This is a genomic window from Jiangella endophytica (genome assembly GCF_003427025.1).
GTDB lineage: Bacteria > Actinomycetota > Actinomycetes > Jiangellales > Jiangellaceae > Jiangella > Jiangella endophytica.
On the sequence record NZ_QVAI01000001.1, the window covers coordinates 966,248 to 985,357 of the forward strand.

At 73.3% G+C, this 19,110-nt stretch carries 16 protein-coding genes; 9 read left to right on the top strand and 7 right to left on the bottom strand.

All coding sequences use genetic code 11. From position 1 onward, the window contains the following. Window positions 1-60: 60 nt before the first annotated feature. Both DZA62_RS04280 and DZA62_RS04285 read right to left on the bottom strand, forming a co-directional pair. Window positions 61-513, bottom strand: a complete 453-nt coding sequence (locus DZA62_RS04280) for an SRPBCC family protein (protein WP_116947477.1) — start codon at window positions 511-513, stop codon at window positions 61-63. A gap of 310 nt (window positions 514-823) precedes the next feature. Continuing rightward, on the bottom strand, window positions 824-2,896 hold the full coding sequence (locus DZA62_RS04285) for a glycogen debranching N-terminal domain-containing protein (protein WP_116947583.1): 2,073 nt from the start codon (window positions 2,894-2,896) through the stop codon (window positions 824-826). A gap of 132 nt (window positions 2,897-3,028) precedes the next feature. Here DZA62_RS04285 and DZA62_RS04290 point away from each other — a divergent pair, with 132 nt between their 5' ends. The 5 genes from DZA62_RS04290 (at window position 3,029) to DZA62_RS04310 (ending at window position 8,075) form a co-directional block, all read left to right on the top strand. Next, a complete protein-coding gene (locus DZA62_RS04290) occupies window positions 3,029-4,087 on the top strand; it encodes a LacI family DNA-binding transcriptional regulator (RefSeq protein ID WP_116947478.1) in 1,059 nt (352 codons plus the stop codon). Window position 4,088: 1 nt separating this feature from the next. Further along, window positions 4,089-5,354 (top strand): sugar ABC transporter substrate-binding protein, encoded by a 1,266-nt coding sequence (locus DZA62_RS04295; RefSeq protein WP_116947479.1) that lies wholly within the window; start codon window positions 4,089-4,091, stop codon window positions 5,352-5,354. A 1-nt stretch (window position 5,355) separates the two neighbouring features. After that, entirely contained in the window at window positions 5,356-6,432 is a 1,077-nt protein-coding gene (locus DZA62_RS04300; RefSeq protein WP_198663395.1) for a carbohydrate ABC transporter permease, read from the top strand. Continuing rightward, window positions 6,429-7,358, top strand: coding sequence for a carbohydrate ABC transporter permease (locus DZA62_RS04305; RefSeq protein WP_116947480.1), 930 nt, complete (start codon window positions 6,429-6,431; stop codon window positions 7,356-7,358). Before DZA62_RS04300 ends, DZA62_RS04305 begins: the two co-directional genes overlap by 4 nt. Window positions 7,359-7,553: 195 nt before the next feature. Beyond that, the gene (locus DZA62_RS04310) at window positions 7,554-8,075 is read left to right on the top strand and encodes an AAA family ATPase (protein WP_116947481.1); all 522 of its coding nucleotides are present in this window, start codon (window positions 7,554-7,556) and stop codon (window positions 8,073-8,075) included. Window positions 8,076-8,164: 89 nt separating this feature from the next. On the opposite strand, the gene DZA62_RS04315 is transcribed toward DZA62_RS04310, so the two are convergent. Both DZA62_RS04315 and DZA62_RS35500 read right to left on the bottom strand, forming a co-directional pair. After that, window positions 8,165-11,104, bottom strand: a complete 2,940-nt coding sequence (locus tag DZA62_RS04315; RefSeq protein ID WP_198663396.1) for a helix-turn-helix transcriptional regulator — start codon at window positions 11,102-11,104, stop codon at window positions 8,165-8,167. 53 nt (window positions 11,105-11,157) lie between these two features. Further along, entirely contained in the window at window positions 11,158-11,304 is a 147-nt protein-coding gene (locus tag DZA62_RS35500; protein ID WP_157987465.1) for a hypothetical protein, read from the bottom strand. A gap of 215 nt (window positions 11,305-11,519) precedes the next feature. Here DZA62_RS35500 and DZA62_RS04320 point away from each other — a divergent pair, with 215 nt between their 5' ends. Then, window positions 11,520-12,953, top strand: a complete 1,434-nt coding sequence (locus DZA62_RS04320) for an NAD-dependent malic enzyme (RefSeq protein ID WP_116947482.1) — start codon at window positions 11,520-11,522, stop codon at window positions 12,951-12,953. A gap of 55 nt (window positions 12,954-13,008) precedes the next feature. Further along, window positions 13,009-13,566 carry a YqgE/AlgH family protein gene (locus DZA62_RS04325; protein WP_116947586.1) on the top strand — a complete coding sequence of 186 codons (558 nt, stop codon included), beginning with the start codon at window positions 13,009-13,011 and terminating at the stop codon, window positions 13,564-13,566. A 291-nt stretch (window positions 13,567-13,857) separates the two neighbouring features. Here DZA62_RS04325 and DZA62_RS04330 read toward each other — a convergent pair whose 3' ends face one another. From DZA62_RS04330 to DZA62_RS04340, 3 genes are all read right to left on the bottom strand, one after another. Next, complete coding sequence (locus tag DZA62_RS04330; RefSeq protein WP_116947483.1) at window positions 13,858-14,163, bottom strand: hypothetical protein; 306 nt, start codon at window positions 14,161-14,163, stop codon at window positions 13,858-13,860. Then, entirely contained in the window at window positions 14,153-15,328 is a 1,176-nt protein-coding gene (locus DZA62_RS04335) for a calpain family cysteine peptidase (protein ID WP_116947484.1), read from the bottom strand. The genes DZA62_RS04330 and DZA62_RS04335 overlap by 11 nt, the downstream gene beginning before the upstream one ends. Before the next feature lie 80 nt (window positions 15,329-15,408). Next, window positions 15,409-15,669, bottom strand: a complete 261-nt coding sequence (locus tag DZA62_RS04340) for a DUF3039 domain-containing protein (RefSeq protein WP_116947485.1) — start codon at window positions 15,667-15,669, stop codon at window positions 15,409-15,411. 63 nt (window positions 15,670-15,732) lie between these two features. On the opposite strand from DZA62_RS04340, the gene DZA62_RS04345 reads away from it, so the two are divergent. Next, window positions 15,733-17,184, top strand: a complete 1,452-nt coding sequence (locus DZA62_RS04345; RefSeq protein WP_198663397.1) for an MFS transporter — start codon at window positions 15,733-15,735, stop codon at window positions 17,182-17,184. 148 nt (window positions 17,185-17,332) lie between these two features. Continuing rightward, on the top strand, window positions 17,333-19,110 hold a 1,778-nt coding region (locus tag DZA62_RS04350), incomplete at its 3' end, for a DEAD/DEAH box helicase (RefSeq protein WP_157987466.1).

Here is a 19,110-nt window from a genome sequence, read left to right on the forward strand (position 1 = left end):
CGGCGGACGTTCGCCGACCGGGGGCCGCTAAACCAGCGCTGACCTGGCATGTGATCGAGACTAACCGATCGCGAGCTGATCGGCCAGGCGCGAGAGGCTGTCGTACCAGCCCTTGAGGTGATCGTCGCGCTGCTCCTCAGTGGGGTTGTGGCTGTGCGTGACGACCACCTCGGTGCCGCCCTGCTCCGACGGAGCGAGCTTGACGGCGACCCGGCTCGCGGGCGCGTTGTCGCCGTCCCACGACCAGATGAAGGTCACCAGGCGGGGCCGCCGGACCTCGCCGAAGATGCCGCGTACGGCGATGTTGTGGCCCTTGGAGAGGCCGGTGGTGCGGAAGCTGAACCGGCCGCCGGCACGGGGGTCGGTCTCGTAGATCGCGGCGAACGCGGGCGGCCAGTACCAGCCGGCCAGCCGGCGTGGCTCGGTGAACATCGGGAAGACGTCGTCGGGGTCGGCGTCGACCACCACGGAGACGACGGCGGTGGTGGCATCAGGGGTGGATGACTCGACCATGGTTGGGCACTTTAGGGCATTTCATACATCCTGACGAGGGGCTGCCCAAGGCTCGTCGCCGACCTCCTGACGCAGCCGGTCCAGCGTGGCGGCGAGCTCGCGCCGCACGCCGTTGACGTGGCTGTATGTGCCTGTGGGAATCGTTGCGCGTCGGTCGTTCCTCGTTCGGATACTTGAGCCTACCCAGGCCGGCATCGCCCGAATCCCCTCCTGCTCCGCTACCTCACGCGCACGGTGAACGTCGCGGCGAACGTCGCGGCGAACCGCATGCCCTCGGCGGCGATCCCGGTCCGGGTGCGGCCGGGCGTCGTCACGTGGTGGTGACCGTCAGCGGGGCGGAGGTGCGCACGTCGGCGCGTCCAGCGGCGTCGACGGAGACGGCGAGCGGGTGGCCGGCGACCCGCAGGCCCTCGACCCGCAGCGGGAACCAGTCGGCGAACGCCGGGTCGGGCGCCACCCGCAGCGTGCCGGCCGGCACGTCCGCCGTCAGTCCGAGGGCGGCCTGCAGCAGGGCGATCACCGTCGCCGCCGACCACGCCTGCGGCCGGCACGCCGCCGGGTAGGCGAGCACCGGCTCGCCGGCGCGGGCATCGGTGCCGGCGAACAGTTCGGGCAGCCGGTACCCGAAGTCCGGCGCGACCCGCAGCAGCCCGCCGGCCAGCGACGCCGCGACGCCGGCGAAGCCGTCGGCGGCCAGCCCGCGGACCGCGATGGCGGTGTCGTGCGGCCAGATGCTGCCCGCGTGGTAGCCGAGCGGGTTGAACCCGGCCGCGTCAGCGCTCATCGTGCGCAGCCCGTACCCGGCGTCGAGGTCGGGACGGCCGAGCCTGTCGGCGACGACGGCGGCCTCGTCCGGCCCCAGCAGGCCGGTGCCGAGCAGGTGACCGAGGTTCGACGTGACGGTGTCGACCGGCCGCTTCGCGCCGTCGAGCGCGATGGCGGGGAACCGGCCCTTCTCGTCGGACACCCAGAACGTGGCCGCGAACCGCTCGCGCAACGCCGTGGCCCAGTCGCGCAGCGCTCCGCTTCCCGGCCGCCGGAAGGCGTCCAGCAGCGCGGCTCCCGCCAGCGCCGCCTCGTGTGCGTACGCCTGAGCCTCGCTCAGCACGATCGGCGCTTCGGCGATCGTCCCGTCCGGGAACTGGATGGAGTCGCCGGAGTCCTTCCATCCCTGGTTCGCCAGCCCGCGGCCACTGGTGTCGACGTACTCCAGGAAGCCGTCGCCGTCGGGGTCGGCCTCCTCGGTCAGCCAGCGCAGCGCCGCGTCGAGCGGGTCGAGCAGGTCGCCGACGTCGAGCCCCCACCGCCAGGCGTCGTGCAGGAGGCAGACCCACAGGGCGGTGGCGTCGACGGTGCCGAAGTAGACCGGCGGCAGCCACGACCCGGCCGCAGGGATGCGGACCTCGTGCAGGATCTTGCCCGGCGCCTCGGCGGTGTCCGGGTCGTGCCGGCGGCCCTGACGGCGGGCCAGCGTGCGCAGCGTGCCGCGGGCGGGCCCGGTGCCCAGCGGCAGCGTGAACCGGGCGGCCCAGAGCGAGTCGCGGCCGAACAGCGTGAAGAACCACGGGCTGCCGGCGGCGAAGAACGGGTCGGCCGGCGCCAGCGGGTCGGCCAGCGCCAGGGCCGCGAGGTCGTCGACGCTGCGCGCGGTCAGCCTGGCGAGGTCGGACCGCCCGGAGACGGCGACCGCGTCCCAGCCGATGTCGTCGGCCGGGCTGAAGGCGTTGGGCGGGGGACCGGCGGCGAACGCGGCGGTGACGTCGATGTCTGCCGTCCAGGACGACCGGGGCGGGAGGTCGACGTTCCAGCTGAGGACGGCGCCGGCGTCGTGGACGTCGACCGTGGCGCCCGGCGCGGTGAGAGTGGTGCGCAGCTCGCCGCCGTCCCAGGCAACCGCGCCGGCGGCACCGGGGGCGTCGGCGTCGAGGGGCGGGCGGCCACCGTGCTGGGCGCCGTCCTGCTTGATGGCGTCGGCGGCGGCGAAGTCGGCCGCGACGTGCAGGCGCACCGTCGCCACGATCGGCACCCGCGCGTTGTTCACCAGCTCCAGTCGCTCGGCGATGCCGTCGGCCCGGGCGAAGCGCTGCCGCTCCAGCCGCACCGTCGGGTCGGCGCCGGGGTCGCCGAGGTGCCGGACGATGCCGGTGAAGTGCGCGTGCCCGGCGCCGCGCAGGCCGTGCCCGGCGGGCTCCGGCTCGTGGCCGTCGACGTCGACGCGCAGTTCTGACAGGACGCGCCGGTCGTGGCTGAGCACGCCCTGCGCGCCGGCCGCCCGGAGCTGTCCGTCAGCGCCGGACAGTGCCACCGTCGGTGCCTTGACGCAGCTGACGAGGTCGTGCAGGAATGGCTGCGGCACCGGGCCGGAGGCGGGTGGAGCGGTCACCACGGTGATCCTTCCGTGACTTGACAGAACAGTCGGCGCGTTCTTAACTCTGAACCAGATCCCATCTTTGAACGATCAAACGCACGGTATCAACCGAGTTTTGATCGTTCAACACGTCAAGGAGGACGGCCGATGGCGACACCGGACAGTGGTGCCACGCTCGAGAGCGTCGCGTCCGCGGCCGGGGTGTCGCGGCAGACGGTCTCCAACGTCCTGAACGCGCCGGAACGGGTCGCGCCGGAGACCCGGCAGCGGGTCGAGGAGGCCATCCGCGAGCTGCGTTACCGCCCCAACCGGTCCGCCCGGTCGCTGCGCACCCGCATGAGCAACCTCATCGGCTACTGCGTCCAGCCGGCCGCCGCGGGCAACCTCAACCCCGTGCTCGACCGGTTCGTGCACGCCGTCACCGACGCCGCGGCCGAGCACGGCTTCCACGTCCTCCTGTTCACCGCCCCCGCGGGCGACGCCGGGCTGGACCGCTACGCCGAGCTGCTCGCCCAGCGTGCTGTCGACGGCTTCGTCCTCGCCGACACCGTGGTCGCCGATCCTCGGCCGGGCTGGCTCACCGAGCAGGGCGTGCCGTTCGTCGCGTTCGGCCGCAGCTGGTCCGGCCCGGACCGCGGCCGCTGGGTCGACGTCGACGGCGCGGCCGGCATGACCGAGGCGGTCGAGCACCTGCATGCGATCGGCCATCGCCGCATCGCGTTCATCGGCTGGCCCGAGGGCTCCGGCGTCGGCGACGACCGCGTCGCCGGCTACACCGCGGCCTGCCTGCGCCTGGACCTCGAGCCGTGGATCGTCCGGGCCGAGGGCGGCGCCGGCACCGGTCGCACCCTGGCCACCGCCCTGCTCGACGGCGCCGAGCCGCCCACCGCGCTGGTCTGCGTCAGCGACGAGTCGGCGTACGGCGCGCTGCGGGCGCTCGCCGACCACGGCCTGCGTCCCGGCGAGGACGTCGCCGTCGTCGGGTTCGACGACACCCCTGCCGCCCGGCTGCCCGGCGTCGACCTCACCAGCCTGTCCCAGCCGATCGACCAGATCGGCCGCGAAGTCGTCCAGATGTTGCTCGACCTGCTCGGTGTCGTCGCCACCCCGCCCGGCCCCGAGCACCGCCTGCTGCGCCCGTCGCTGGTCGTCCGGGCCAGCTCTCGCCCCGCCGGATCCGCTCCGGCCGCCCCCACGGAGGCTTGACATGCAGTTCGCCCGCACCTCACTCGCGGTGGCCACGGCCGTGGCGGCCGCCACCCTGCTCGCCGCCTGCGGCAGCGGCTTCGACGACGACGGCGACGACGCCGGCTCGGAGGCCACCGGCGCCACCGAAGGCGGCGGCTCGCTCACCGTCATGATCGGCTCGTCCGGCGAGGCCGAGACGGTCGCCGTCCAGGACGCGACGTCGCGCTGGGCCGCCGAGACCGGCAACGAGGTCGAGGTGATCCCGGCCCAGGACCTCGTGCAGCAGCTGCAGCAGGGGCTCGCCGGCGGCAACCCGCCGGACGTCTTCTACGTCAGCCCGGACCGCTTCCGCATGCTCGCCGAGGGCGGCTCGCTGTACCCGTACGGCGACCAGATCGACGACGCCGACGACATCTACCAGTCGCTGCGCGACGCGTTCACCTACGAGGACGAGCTGTACTGCGCGCCCAAGGACGGCGGCGTGCACGCGCTGGTCATCGACACCGAGGCGTGGACCGCCGCGGGGCTGACCGAGGCCGACTACCCGCAGGACTGGGACGGCCTCGCCGCAGCCGCCCAGGCGCTCACCGCCGACGGCCGGGTCGGTCTGGCGTTCACCGGCGACTACAACCCCGTCGGGACGTTCATGCTGGCCGGCGGCGGGTTCTTCGTGAACGACGACCAGACCGAGGTCACCGCGGACACCCCGGAGAACCTCGCGACGCTGCAGTACATCAAGCAGAACATGGACGCCGGTACGTTCGCGTTCGCGCCCAACATCGACGCGGCCTGGGGCGGCGAGGCGCTGGGCAGCGGCAAGTCCGCGATGACGATCGAGGGCGCCTGGATCGTCGGCGCGCTGCAGAACGACTTCCCGGAGCGGCAGTGGACCGCCGTCCCGATGCCGGCCGGCCCCGGTGGCCAGGCGGCGACGGCGTTCACCAACTGCTGGGGCATCGCCGCCGACAGCGAGAACCAGGCGGCCGCCGTCGACCTGGTGAACTTCCTGGCCGGCTCCGAGCAGCAGCAGACGTTCGCCGAGGCGTTCGGGCCGATCCCGTCGCGTGCGAGCCTCGCCGACTGGAACGCCGAGACCTTCCCGGAGAAGGCGGCCTTCGCGGAGGGCATGGACAACGCCCGCAGCCAGGTCGCGGTGCCCGGGTTCGAGTCCGTCCTGGCCGACTTCAACACCCAGCTCGAGGGCATGGCCGCCGGAACCGTCACCCCGGAGCAGGCGCTGCAGACGCTGCAGACGAACGGCGAAGCCCTCCTCGCGCAGGAGTGACGTGACCGCGACGGTCACCCGGAAGGCGTCCGCGGACCGGACCCGGCCGGTCCGCGGACGTCGAAGCTCCGGGCACCTGCGTCAGGAACGCCGGGCCGGCTGGCTGTTCGTCGCGCCCGCCGTGATCGTGCTGGTGGTGTTCCTGTTCGCGCCGATCCTCATGGCGGCGTGGGTCAGCCTGCTGGACTGGAACGGGCAGTCCAGCCCGTTCTCGGGCGAGGCCGACTTCGTCGGGCTGGACAACTACCGCAACCTGCTGGTCGACGCCGGGCTGCTGCGCAGCGACTTCATGCTGAGCGTGCGCAACACCGTCTACTACGTGCTGTTCAACGTCACCGGTGCGGTCGTGGTGTCGTTCGCGCTGGCACTGGCCGTGAACTCGTACATCCTGCGGGGCCGGGCCTTCTTCCGCACGATCTTCTACTTCCCGGCCATCACCAGCTCGGTCGCGATCAGCGTGCTGTTCCTCTTCCTGTTCCAGGGGGCCGGCGTCGTGAACGTCGTGCTGTCGTGGGTGGGCATCGACGGGCCGTCGTGGTTCACCGACCCGCGCGGCGTCCTGCACATCGTCCTGTCCTGGTTCGGGGTCGACGGCGCGCCGGGCGCGCTGTCGGACACGACGCTGGGCGGGCTGAGCCTGTGGGACTGGCTGTCCGGCCCGTCGGTGGCGATGTGCACGCTGATCATGCTCACCGTCTGGACGACGTCGGGCACGTTCATGCTGTTCTTCCTGGTCGGGCTGCAGGACATCCCGGTCGAGCTGGAGGAGGCGACGGCCATCGACGGCGCCGGCGCCTGGCAGCGGTTCCGGCACCTCACGCTGCCGCTGATGCGCCGCAGCGTCGTGCTGGTCATCACGCTGGCGCTGATCGGCAGCTGGCAGGTGTTCGACCAGGTGTTCATCCTGTCGCAGGGCTCGCCGGCGAAGACGACGCTGACGCCGGCCTACATCTCCTACGTGCGCAGCTTCGGCGACGGCCAGTTCGGCGTCGGCGCGGCGGTCGCGTTCGTGCTGTTCGCGATCATCATCGTCCTCACGCTCGTGCAGCGGTGGGTGGGAAGGGAGCGGCGGGCATGAGCGGGCTGCTGGACCGACGGCGGGGCGCCCGGCCGGCGCGCGAGGCCGTCCCCGTCGTCCTCACCGACCGGTACTCGCCGCTGCCGCGCAAGGTGCTGGTGCGGGTGATCGGCTACGGGCTGCTGACGCTCGGGACGCTGCTGTACCTCGGACCGTTCCTCGTGCAGGTGGCGACGTCGTTCAAGACCGACGCGGACGCCGTCGGCAACCCCGTCTCGCTGATCCCGTCGCCGGTGTCGATGGCCGCCTGGGAGATCGTCGCGGGATCCAACCCGGCGTACTCGGTGCCGGTGTTCCGCTGGCTGGGCAACTCGTTCGTGGTGACGATCTCGGTGACGCTCGGGCGGCTGATCATCGACAGCCTGGCCGGGTACGCGCTGGCCCGGCTGCGGTTCCGCGGGCGGGCCGTGGTGTTCGCCGGCGTGGTCGCGGTGCTCGCGGTGCCCGGCGTCGTGCTGCTGATCCCGAAGTTCCTGGTGCTCAACGAGCTCGGCATGTTCGACAGCTACTCGGGGATGATCCTGCCGCTGTTCTGCGACGCGGTCGGGATCCTGCTGATGAAGACGGCGTTCGAAGCGGTGCCGGCCGAGCTGGACGAGGCCGCGCGGATCGACGGCGCCGGGGTGTTCCGGACGTTCTGGAGCGTGATCCTGCCGCTCGTTCGCCCGGCGCTGGTGACGGTGACGATCCTGTCGTTCCAGGGCTCGTGGAACGAGTTCACGCACTTCCTGGTCGCCACGTCGAACCCGGACCTCGCGACGATGAACCTCGGCATCGCCCGGCTGACCGCCGGTGACCTGCAGGGATCGCAGCAGTTCCCGTTGAAGCTGGCGCTGGCGACGCTGTCGACCATCCCGATCGCGATCGTCTACGTGTTCTTCTCGCGGTACTTCATGCGCTCCGGCAACGCCACCGGCCTCAAATGATCACGTCAAGGGGGGTCGCTCCCGCTCTACCAGGCATGCATGCCTGGGGAAGCGGGAGGACGCCTGGTCAGGGACCCCACCGTGGGACGCAGCCGTGGGAGACGGGCGGCCGCTCGGTGCGGTGGCGCACCGGTGCCGCGGTCGCGGTGAAATCCCGGTGACGGGCGGCCGCCCGGTCTGGCAGAGTGGCCGCCCGTGTCCAGCGTCTACCTGATCACCGGCATCATGGCGGCCGGCAAGTCCACCGTGGCCCAGGCGCTGGCCGAGCGGCTGCCGAAGGCGGCACACGTGCGCGGCGACACGTTCCGGAAGGCCATCGTGTCCGGCCGGGCCGACCCGGTCCCCGGCAGCGAGGAGGGCATGGCGCAGCTGCGGCTTCGCTATCGCATCGCGGCCGGCGTGGCCGACGAGTACGCGGCCGCCGGGTTCACGGCCGTCGTGCAGGACGTCGTCGTCGGGCCGGTGCTGGCGGAGTACGTCGAGCTGGTCCGCACCCGGCCGCTGCACGTCGTCGTGCTGGCACCGCGCCCCGACGCCGTCGCGGCGCGGGAGGCCGGCCGCGGCAAGACCGGCTACGGCGCCTGGACGGTGGCCGACCTCGACACCTCACTGCGCGAGGAGACGCCGCGGGTCGGGCTGTGGCTGGACACGTCGGACCTGACGCCGGAGCAGACGGTCGACGCGATCCTCGCCCGGCGCGACGAGGCCGCCGTCTGATGTCGCTCCACCAGGCTTCCTCCCGCTTCGCCAGGCATGCATGCCTGTGGGAGCGGGAGCAACCCCACTTGACGTGATCAACTCCGGGGTCAGCCGGCGTCGGCCAGCAGCCCGCGCTGGTGAGCGATGGAGACGGCCTCGGTGCGGCTGGCCGCGCCGAGCTTCGTCATGACCCGGGACAGGTGCACGCTCACGGTCTTCTCGCTGATGAACAGCTCTTCGCCGACCTTGCGGTTGGTGTAGCCGCGGGCCACCAGCTCGAGCACGCCCAGCTCGCGCGGGGTCAGCAGCCCGGCGGACGACAGCGCTGCGCCGGGCAGCGCGATGTGGGCGCGCCGGGCGAGGTCGCGGACGGCGTCGGCCAGCGGCCGCGCGCCCAACCGGTCGGCGGTCTCGAGCGCGGCGGCCAACTCGGCGGCCGCGGCGTCGCGGTCGCCGGTCGCGACCAGCGCCTCGGCCAGCCGCCAGCGGGCCAGCGCGACGTGGAACGGCTCGCCGTAGGCGAACGCCTCGACGACCGCGCGCCACGGCTCGGCGTCGGTGGAGCCGGTCAGGCGGGACTCCTCGGCCCGCAGCCGGGCCAGCCAGGCCAGGCCCTCGGGACCGAGGCGGTCGGCGCGGGGGATGCCGTGCTCGGCGGTGGCGCGGGCGTGCTCGGCGAACCGCCGGCCCTCGGCGACGGCGGCCGCCTCGGCCGTGGTGTCGTGTTCGGCCCGTGCTCGCCGCGCGACGTCGGCGAGCGAGCCGAGCGCCAGCACCGCCAGCCGGATACCGCCGAGCGGCCAGTGGTCGTCGTCGCCCTTGCGCATGGAGGCGATGGCGTCGTCGGCGACCCGGGCGGCGTCGCGCTGGCGGCCCTGCCAGCCGGCCATCTCGATGCCCGCGATGCCGGCCAGCTGGGCGATCTGGTTGTCGCGGTGCCACTCGGGCCGGATGCGGGCGAGGTCGCGCTGCGCTTCGTCGAACCGGCCGCGGCTGACCTTGATGATCGCCGCCGACGCCGCGAGCAGCGCCGAGATGGTGTCGGAGACCTGCTCTCCGGGCGGGCTGGCGGCGGCCAGTGCTGCGTCCCAGCTGCCGTGCGCGTAGTGGACCATGGCGCCCATCCAGCGCAGCTCGAGGCCGTACATGCTCCACTTCAGGCCCAACTCGACGGCGCGGGCGGCCGCGGCGTCGGCGATGGCGGTGGCTTCGTCGAGCCGTCCCTGCTCGTACCTGGTGGTGACGAGGTTGAAGAAGGCCCTCAGCTCGACGTTGGCGGCGCCGACCCGGATGGCGTTCTGCCGGGCCTGCTCGAACAGCGCGCAGGCCTCCTCGACGGCGCCGGCGCGGAGGTCGTTGAAGGCCAGCGTGATCAGCGCGTCGGACTCGGCGCTGACGCTGCCGCTGGCGCGGGCGTCGTCGATGGCCTGCTCGGCGTAGGCCCGGGACAGCTCGTTCTCCTTGGCCAGGCGCGTGCGCGCCCGCAACGCGAGCACCCACGCGCGGGTGCGACTGGGTGGCTCGGGCTCGACCAGCGCCCAGGCGTCCTCGATGACCTGCTCGGCCTCGAGCCAGCGGATGTTGGCCAGCAGCGTCTCGGTGAGCTGGCGGCGGACGTCGGCGCGGGTGACGGCGTCGGCGTCGCGGTCGGCCAGCTCGCGGGCGGCCTGCGCGTAGGCGACGGCGCGCTCCGGGTGCCCGGCCGCGCTGGCGACGTAGGCGGCCTTGCGGGTGAGCGCGAGCTCGTCGACGCCGGCCCGTGCCACGGGGTCGTCGACCGCCGACCACAGCTCCAGCGCCTGTTCGACGTAGCGCAGCTCGGCCGCGAGCGCGCCGACCCTCATGGCGTCGTCGGCCGCCTTCACCGACGCGGCCAGCGCCGTGGGGAGGTCGTTGCTGCGCAGGCTGTGGTAGGCGAGCGCGCCGGCCAGTTCGTCCTGCTTCAGCTCGACGATGCGGCGCGCGTAAGCGGCGTGCAGCCGGACCCGCTCGCCCGGCAGCAGATCGGCGTAGACGGCCTCGCGTAGCAGCGCGTGCCGGAACGTGTAGCCGCCCTGGTCGTCGGTGACGAGGATGTGGTGCTGCAGCGCCTCGCGCAGCGCGGCGTCGAGCTCGCCGTCGGGGAGGTCGACGACGGAGCGCACCGCCGCGTGCCGGACGTGCCGGCGCCCGGTGACGGAGATGGCGCCGACGACGCGCTGCGCCGCCGCGCTGAGGGTCTCGACCCGCGCCAGCAGCACGTCGGCCAGCGCGGTGGGGATGCCGCCCGCCGGGCCCGTGGCACTGGCCGCGACCAGCTCCTCGGCGAAGAACGCGTTGCCCTCGGACCGTTCCGCGACGTCGCTCAGCAGCTCGGCGTCGATGCCGCCGTCGGCCAGTGCCTCGACGAACGCCAGCGCGTCGGCCGGGCCGAACGGGGTGAGGTCGAGCCGCTCGGCGGCCGGCAGCCGGACCAGCTCGGCGAGCAGCGGCCGCAGCGGGTGCTGGCGGTGGAGATCGTCGGAGCGGTACGTGGCGACCATCAGCAGTCGCTGCGCGGCCAGCCGCGACACCAGGAACGACAGCAGGTCGCGGCTGGAGGCGTCGCTCCAGTGCAGGTCCTCGATGGCGAGCACCACCGGCGCGTCGTCGCTCAGCTCGGCTAGCACCGTGACCATGGCGTCGAACAGCTGCAGCTGGCCGAGGTCGTTCTCCTCGCCCGACCGCGCCGCCGTGGCCGCGGCGCGGCCGATGAGCTGGGCCAGCGCCGGGCGGGCGTCGACGAGGTCGGGCCGGACCCGCCGCAGCTGCTCGATCACTTCCTTGAAGGGCAGGTACGGCAGCCCGGCCTCGCCGACGCTGACACAGCGACCCAGCAGCACGTGGACGCCGGCCGCCTCGGCCTCGGCGGTGAACTCGGTCAGCAGCCGGCTCTTGCCCACGCCGGCGTCGCCGGAGAGCAGCACCGCGGTGCCGGCGCCCGCGCGGGCGCGTTCGAGCGCCGCGCGCAGCTGAGCGATCTCAGCGCTGCGTGCGGTGAAGGGGACTCCGGTACCGAGTCGTGGCACGACACCGATGCTCGCATACGGCTCCGACAACGTCGCAGGCATTTTCGGACCGGTCAGCGGACGGCGCCAACAGGACGCGGACGCACCCGCGGCGCGGGCGGCCGGGCCGGCTCTTCCGTGGCGCCACGGCGGGTGAGGGCGATGTCGCGGCGCACCCGCTCGTGCCGGTAGGCGAGCTCGGCGCGAAGGTTGTCGATCATGGGGTCCCTCCCTCGGACTCATCTCGTAGCCATGAGCCTCGTGCTGAGGCGGGACCCGCGGCATCGGGCGTCCGCGCACACCCGCGCGGTGCGGGCCCCTTACCCCGCCGGCGGCGCGGAGTAAGGGGCCTCTTCCGCGAACCCGGCCGCCGCCGCCCGGAGGGTACGGAATCATCTACGGTGGTCCTGCTCACATCTCGGCAAGAAGGGTCACCGTGGTCAGCGTTCCGAGCGTCTCCTACTCGATCACCGTCAGGCTCGAGGTGCCCGCGGGCGGCTCGTCGGTGGGTCAGCTCACCGCCGCCGTCGAGAAGGCCGGCGGGCTCGTCACCGCGCTCGACGTGACCGCCTCGGGCGCCAACCGCATCCAGGTCGACGTCACCTGCGCCGCCACGTCGTCGGCGCACGCGGGCGAGCTGGTCATGGCGCTGCGCTCGGTGGCCGGCGTGGTCATCGGCAAGGTCAGCGACCGGACCTTCCTGGTGCACCTCGGCGGCAAGATCGAGGTCGTGTCGAAGGTCCCGATCCGCAACCGCGACGACCTCTCGCTCATCTACACCCCGGGCGTGGCGCGGGTGTCGCAGGCGCTCGTCGACAACCCCGACGACGCCCGCCGGCTGACCATCAAGCGCAACACCGTCGCCGTCGTCACCGACGGGTCGGCCGTGCTGGGGCTGGGCAACATCGGCGCCACGGCGGCGCTGCCGGTCATGGAGGGCAAAGCGGCGCTGTTCAAGCGGTTCGGCGGCATCGACGCGTTCCCGATCTGCCTCGACACCCAGGACGTCGACGAGATCATCCGCACCGTCCAGCACATCGCGCCGGTCTTCGCCGGCATCAACCTCGAGGACATCTCCGCGCCGCGCTGCTTCGAGATCGAGGCCCGGCTGCGCGAGCTGCTCGACATCCCCGTCTTCCACGACGACCAGCACGGCACCGCCATCGTCGTGCTCGCGGCGCTGCACAACGCGCTCAAGGTGGTCGGCAAGGACATCGGTTCGATCCGCGTGGCGATGTCCGGCGCCGGCGCGGCCGGGCACGCCATCGCGCAACTGCTGGTCGCGGCCGGCGTCACCGACATCGTCGCGGCCGACATCAACGGCGTCATCCACCCCGGCCGGGCCGACCTCACCGGCGTGCCCACCTGGTACCTCGAGCACTGCAACCCGCGCGGCGTCACCGGCGACCTGCGCGACGCCGTGCGCGACGCCGACCTCTTCATCGGGGTGTCCGCGCCCAACGTGCTCACCGCGGCCGACGTCGCCACCATGGCCGACAACGCCATCGTGTTCGCGCTGGCCAACCCAGAGCCCGAGATCGACCCCCGGGCCGCCGGCGAGTACGCCGCCGTCGTCGCGACCGGCCGGTCGGACTACCCGAACCAGATCAACAACGTGCTCGCGTTCCCCGGTGTCTTCCGTGGCCTGCTCGACGCCCGCAGCCGCTCCGTCACCACGGAGATGATGCTGGCCGCCGCGCAGGCACTGGCCGCCACGGTCAAGGACGAAGAGCTCAACCCGTCGTACATCGTCCCCAGCGTCTTCCACTCCGGCGTCGCCGACACCGTGGCGGAGGCCGTGCGCGGCAGCGTCGAGACCATCAGGCGCGTCGCCGAGGAGACCGGCGAGTTCCCGGCCATCCCGGTCTGATGCGCCGCCTCGGTGACGCGGGCCCGGCCGACCGGGCACGATGGAACCCGTGGGCATGAACTCCACGGCGCTGACCGGAAAGCTGCTCGTGGCGGCGCCGTCGTTGCGCGGCTCGACGTTCGACCGCGCCGTCATCCTCATGCTCTCGCACGACGGCGACGGCGCCCTCGGCGTCATGGTCAACAAGCCGACCGAGGTGCTGGTGGGCGACGTCCTGCCGGGTTGGATGTCGGTGGTCTCCGAACCCGGCGTCGTGTTCCAGGGCGGGCCGGTCAGCCTGGACAGCGCGCTGGGGCTGGTCGCCGTCGACGGGAACGACGAGCCGCTCGGCATCCGCCGGGTCCGTGGCCGGCTCGGCGTGGTGGACCTGGACACGCCGGCCGAGATCATCGAGCCCGCGGTGACGGCGATGCGCGTGTTCGCCGGATACGCCGGCTGGGCGCCCGACCAGCTCGAGGGTGAGATCGACGAGGGCTCGTGGTACGTCGTCGACTCCGAGCCGGGGGACGCCTTCCGCACCGACGCCGAGCACCTGTGGCCCACGGTGCTCCGGCGCCAAGGCGGCCAGTTGGCCCTGATGGCCACCTTCCCCGCCGACCCGTCGATGAACTGAGCCGGTTTCGCTGGTGTCGGTATCGGCGCCGCCGTCGCCGTGACAGCCTGCCCGGCGCATGATCTCGTGTCGACGAGGCCGCCAACTGGTGACGCCGGTGTCACCCCCCCGGGATCATGTGTGCCCCACCCGGCTTGGCCGATCGGCCCAGGCGGAGTGGCGGGGTGGGGTGGGATGACGGGTCGCCTGACCGTGGCCGCACCGCTCCCGCGCCCTTCCCGCAGGCAACTGCCCGCGGGAAGGGCCATGGCCAACAAAGGGGACGGCCAATGCCTCAGCCGTTGCCCAGGCTCAGCCGTCCACCGACCCCTCCAGCCGTTCGAGGATGGCGACGGTGTGGTCGCCGGCGGTGCCGGGAGGGGCGTCGGGGGCCAGCCGGGGCGGCGGGCTGGTGCGGACGATCCGCCAGCGCACGCCGCCGGCGGTGAGCACGTTGCCGGAGGCGTACCAGGCGGTGGTCTGGGGCCCACCGGGCTCGTCGATGCCGAGGCAGACGAGGGGTGGGTCGAGGCCGACGACGGTGATGGACGCGGCGCCGGCCGGGACCGGGTAGCCGAGCCGGACCCGCACCGTCGTCGTCGCGGGGTCAGCCGTCATCGGTCTCGCACCAGTCGATGCGGGTGAACAAGTCGCGGAAGACGTCGAGCGGCACCGGCCGTGGGTGTCGCCGGCCCCAGGGGTTGTGCAGCAGGACCCGGCGATCGGCGTCGAGACCGCGGACGGCGTAGGCGTGCGCGACCGGCGCCAGCCGGTACCGCAGTGCGGCCGCCGCGCCGGAGCCGTCGTCGTCGAAAGGACGGCTGCAGGCGACCGCCGGCTGCCCGGACTCGACCAGCGCCGCCACGATGTCGTCGTCGGCCTTCGGGACCCGCAGCAGGTAGCTGGGCCGGCCGGTGAGCCAGTACAGCGCCTCGACCGGCAGGCCGCCGCGGGCCAGCACGGGGTAGCCGCCGCCGTAGACGGCGAACGCCTTCTCGACGAACGGCACCAGCGTCGAGCCGTCGGGGGAGCAGGCGTATGCGAGCCGCCCGCTGCCGGCGTCGACCGGGAGGGTCGGGCGCAGTCGATACCGCCGCCGGGGCACGTCGACCACCACGGTGTCGTGGCTCGCGGTGACGGCGGGCAGCAGCCACGGCGCGCGATCGGCGACCGCGCACAGAGCGGCGACGAGATGGCAGTCGCTGATGGAGCCCTGCCGGGCGAACGTGGTGCCGACACCGGCCGGGAACGTCAGCGGGTGGGCGGCGTAGCGGACGCCGTCGGTGAGCTCGGGCTCCGGCGCCCGCCGGGGGACGGACGCAGCGGGAGTGGGGTCGCCGGCCGCCGACGCCGAGGGGGCGGCGAACGGCGGCCGGCGACCCGGCTGCGGGGTGTCGCGGAGCAGCGCGACCAGCAGCGCCACCTCGGCGTCGAGCGCTCGGAGCGTGGCCGAGGCCGCGCCGTCGACGACGGCCGCGATGGGCTTGGCCCGCTCCGCGACCGCGGCGCCAGGAGCCGCCGGGGAAGGGCCCGGGCAAAGGCCCGGGGAGAGACCCGGGGAGGAACCCGGCGATGGCGACGGCCCGGCAGCCCGTGGACCGGCCTCGGCCGCCAGCCGGGCGTGAACGGCTGCGGCCAGCCGGGCGTCGGCGACGGCCGCCGCCCGCACCGCGCCCTCCGCGCGGCCGACCGTCGCCGCGCGCAACAGCTCGAACTGCGCGCCGGCAGCGGCGCGCAGGGACGTCAGGGCCTGGACGGCCGCCCGGATAGGCCGCTCAGCCACGGCCGGACCCGGACGCCGTCGTCGATGTCGCTCTCACACCCCCTATGGGTGCTTCTGGCGACCCGAATGTGACAGGACGGTCAGGATTTGTCGCCGCCGCCGGGCTTCATCGACTCCCAGATCTCCTTGCACTGCGGGCAGACCGGGTACTTCTGGGGGTCGCGGCTGGGCACCCACACCTTGCCGCAGAGGGCGATGACGGGCGTGCCGTTGATCATGGCTTCGGTGAGCTTGTCCTTGGGCACGTAGTGCGAGAACCGCTCGTGGTCGCCGTCGCCGCTGGTGGGCTGGGTGCGGCGATCCTCGATGGTCTCGGTGCCGGGGCTCAGCTGGGTGCTCACACCGCCAGTCTACGGACTGGGCGGACGAACGTCGCATGTCGGCAGCGTCGCTATGATTCGCTCGTGACAGAGCGGTCGGGCGTCGAGGCGGCGCAGGGGGTTCTCGGACCGGAGTTCCGGCGGCTGTCCATCGGCATCGTCTCGGCCGTCGTGTTCATCGCCTTCGAGTCGATGGCGGTCGCGACCGCCATGCCGACCGCGGTGCCCGAGCTCGACGGCCTGGCGCTGTACGCATTCGCCTTCTCGGCCTTCTTCACCACCAGCCTGTTCGCCATGGTCGTCTCCGGTGAGCTGTGCGACCGCAGCGGCCCGCGGCGGCCCCTGATCCTGGGCGCGGGAGCCTTCACCGTCGGGCTGCTGCTGGCCGGGTCGGCGCAATCGATGTGGCCGTTCCTGGCCGGCCGGGCGGTCCAGGGGCTCGGCGGCGGCATGGTCATCGTCGCCCTGTACGTCGTCGTGGGCCGTGCCTATCCGGAGGCGATGCGGCCGAAGATCTTCGCCGCCATGGCGGCCGCCTGGGTGGTGCCGTCGATCGTCGGGCCGCTGGTCGCGGGCGTGCTGACCGACGAACTGTCGTGGCGATGGGTGTTCCTGGGAGTCGCGCCGCTGGTGCTGATCCCGGTGTTCCTGGCGCTGCCGTCGGTGAAGTCGGTCGACGGGCCGCCGCCGGGCGGGGCGCCGACACGAGCCGGCCGCAAACGGTTCGCGCTGGCCACGGCGATCGGCATGGGCTTGTTGCAGTACGCGGGGTCGCGGGCGGACCTGCTGGCGCTCGCGTTCGCCGCCGTCGCACTGGTGCTCGTGGTGCCGAGCGTCCCGAAACTGCTGCCGGCCGGCACCATCGTGCTGCGCCGCGGGCTGCCCACGGTCGTCGCGCTGCGCGGCATCTACGCGGGCGCGTTCTTCGGCACCGAGACGTTCCTGCCGCTGCTGCTGGTCTCCGAGCGCGGGCTGTCGTCGACGCTGGCCGGGTTGTCGCTGACGGGCGGCGCGCTGGGCTGGGCGACCGGCTCCTGGTACCAGGGCCGCACCAAGACGGTCGCGCCGCGGTACCTGCTGGTGCGGGTCGGCGGGCTGTTCGTCGCGGCCGCCATCTCGGCGGTGGCGCTGGTGCTGGTGCCGTCCGTTCCGGCCGCGGTGGTCATGCTGGCCTGGGTGGTCGGCGCCTTCGGCATGGGCATCGCGACGGCGAGCATGAGCGTGCTGCTGTTCCAGCTCTCGCGGGTCTCCGAGCACGGCTCGAACTCCGCGGCGCTGCAGGTCAGCGACGCACTGTTCACGGCGACGTTCGTCGGCCTGGCGGGCACGATCTTCGGGTCGGGTCACGCCGAGGAGGTCGCCGACACCGTCGTCCCGACCTGGGTCTATCTGGTGATCCTCGCGGTCATGGCCTGCCTGGCGCTGTTCGGCGCGTGGGCTGCGGGCCGGGTCCGGACGGCGGCCGACGCCGCTCCGACCGGCCTGACGGCCGACCCGCCGTCGACGACCGGTCCCGCGGCGGAGCCGGCGGGGTGAGACTGCGCGCGTCCGGCCTTCGGCTGTCGGTCCCGGCCGTTAGGCTCGACGGGTGCCCGGGCCGCCGCCCGGCTCCGGGCGCCGTCCCGTGTCGGCAGCGTTGCCGGCGGCCGGGCTTGGACACCGATGTCGACGTCACGGGAGATGTGTGAGCACTTCGGCCGCTGAGCACCTGCCTCCTGCCTATCCCGATCGTGCCCCGTGGGGAACCGCGGGGCGCCTGCGTGCTTGGCAGGCGGCGGCGCTCGAGGACTACATGACGCGCGAGCCGCGCGACTATCTCGCCGTCGCCACGCCCGGCGCGGGCAAGACGACGTTCGCGCTGCGCATCGCCGCGGAGCTGCTGGCTCGCAAGGTCATCCACCAGCTCACCATCGTCGCGCCCACCGAACACCTGAAGCGGCAGTGGGCCGAGGCCGCCGACAAGGTCGGCATCACCGTCGACCCCGCGTTCAGCGGCCGCACGGCCCGTACCAGCCGCGACTTCACCGGCGTCGCCGTCACCTACGCCGGCGTGGCCGCGCACCCCATGCTGCACCGCGCCCGCTGCGAGAACCGCCGCACGCTGGTCATCCTCGACGAGGTGCACCACGCGGGCGACTCCATGTCCTGGGGCGAGGCCACGCGCGAGGCGTTCGACCCGGCCACCCGCCGGCTGGCGCTGACGGGCACCCCGTTCCGGTCCGACATCAACCCGATCCCGTTCGTCACGTACTCGCCGGACGTCCAGGGCATCCCGCGCAGCGTCGCCGACCATTCCTACGGCTACGCCGAGGCGCTCAAGGACGGCGTCGTCCGGCCGGTGCTGTTCATGGCGTACTCCGGCGAGATGCGCTGGCGCACCCGGGCCGGCGACGAGGTCGCGGCGCGGTTGGGCGAACCGCTCACCAAGGACATCACCGCGCAGGCCTGGCGCACCGCTCTCGACCCGCACGGCGACTGGATTCCCTCGGTGCTGCAGGCCGCCGACACCCGGCTGACCGAGGTGCGCCGGCACGTGCCCGACGCCGGCGGGCTGGTCATCGCCACCGATCAGGAGTCCGCCCGGGCCTACGCGGCGCTGCTCAAGCGCGTCTGCGGCGAGTCGCCCACCGTCGTGCTGTCCGACGAACCGAAGGCCTCGAAGAAGATCTCCGAGTTCAGCGACGGCGACAGCCGCTGGATGGTCGCCGTCCGCATGGTCTCCGAGGGTGTCGACGTGCCCCGGCTCGCCGTCGGCGTCTACGCCACCGCCACACAGACTCCGCTGTTCTTCGCCCAGGCCATCGGTCGTTTCGTCCGGGTCCGCAAGCGCGGCGAGACCGCGTCGATCTTCCTCCCGACGGTGCCGTCCCTGCTGTCGTACGCGGGCGAGATGGAGGTCTCGCGCGACCACGTTCTCGGCAAGCCGCCCGGCGCCGACGACGACCCGCTGGCCGCCGAAGAGGCGCTCATGGAGGCCGCCCAGCGCGAGGACCCCGCCGACGGTGAGGAGTTGATGCCGTTCGAGGCCCTCGGCTCCGACGCCTCCTTCGACCGCGTCCTCTACGACGGCGGCGAGTTCGGCACCCAGGCGCGGGCCGGCTCCGCCGAGGAGGCCGACTACCTCGGCATCCCCGGCCTGCTCGAGCCCGACCAGGTGACCGTGCTGCTGCGCCGGCGGCAGGCCGAGCAGCAGGCCGCCAAGGCGGCCGCCCCGGCCGGCGACGGCGAGCAGGCCCCGGACGAGGCCGCCGGCCGCGACACCGCGATGTTCGAGCAGATCTCGACGCTCCGGCGCGAACTGAACGGGCTGGTCGGCGCCTGGCACCACCGCACCGGCAAGCCGCACGGCGTCATCCACACCGAACTGCGCAAGACCTGCGGCGGCCCGCCCGCGGCGCTGGCCACGGCGGCGGAGATCCAGGAACGCATCGACACCATCCGCGCCTGGGCCATCGCCCGCGG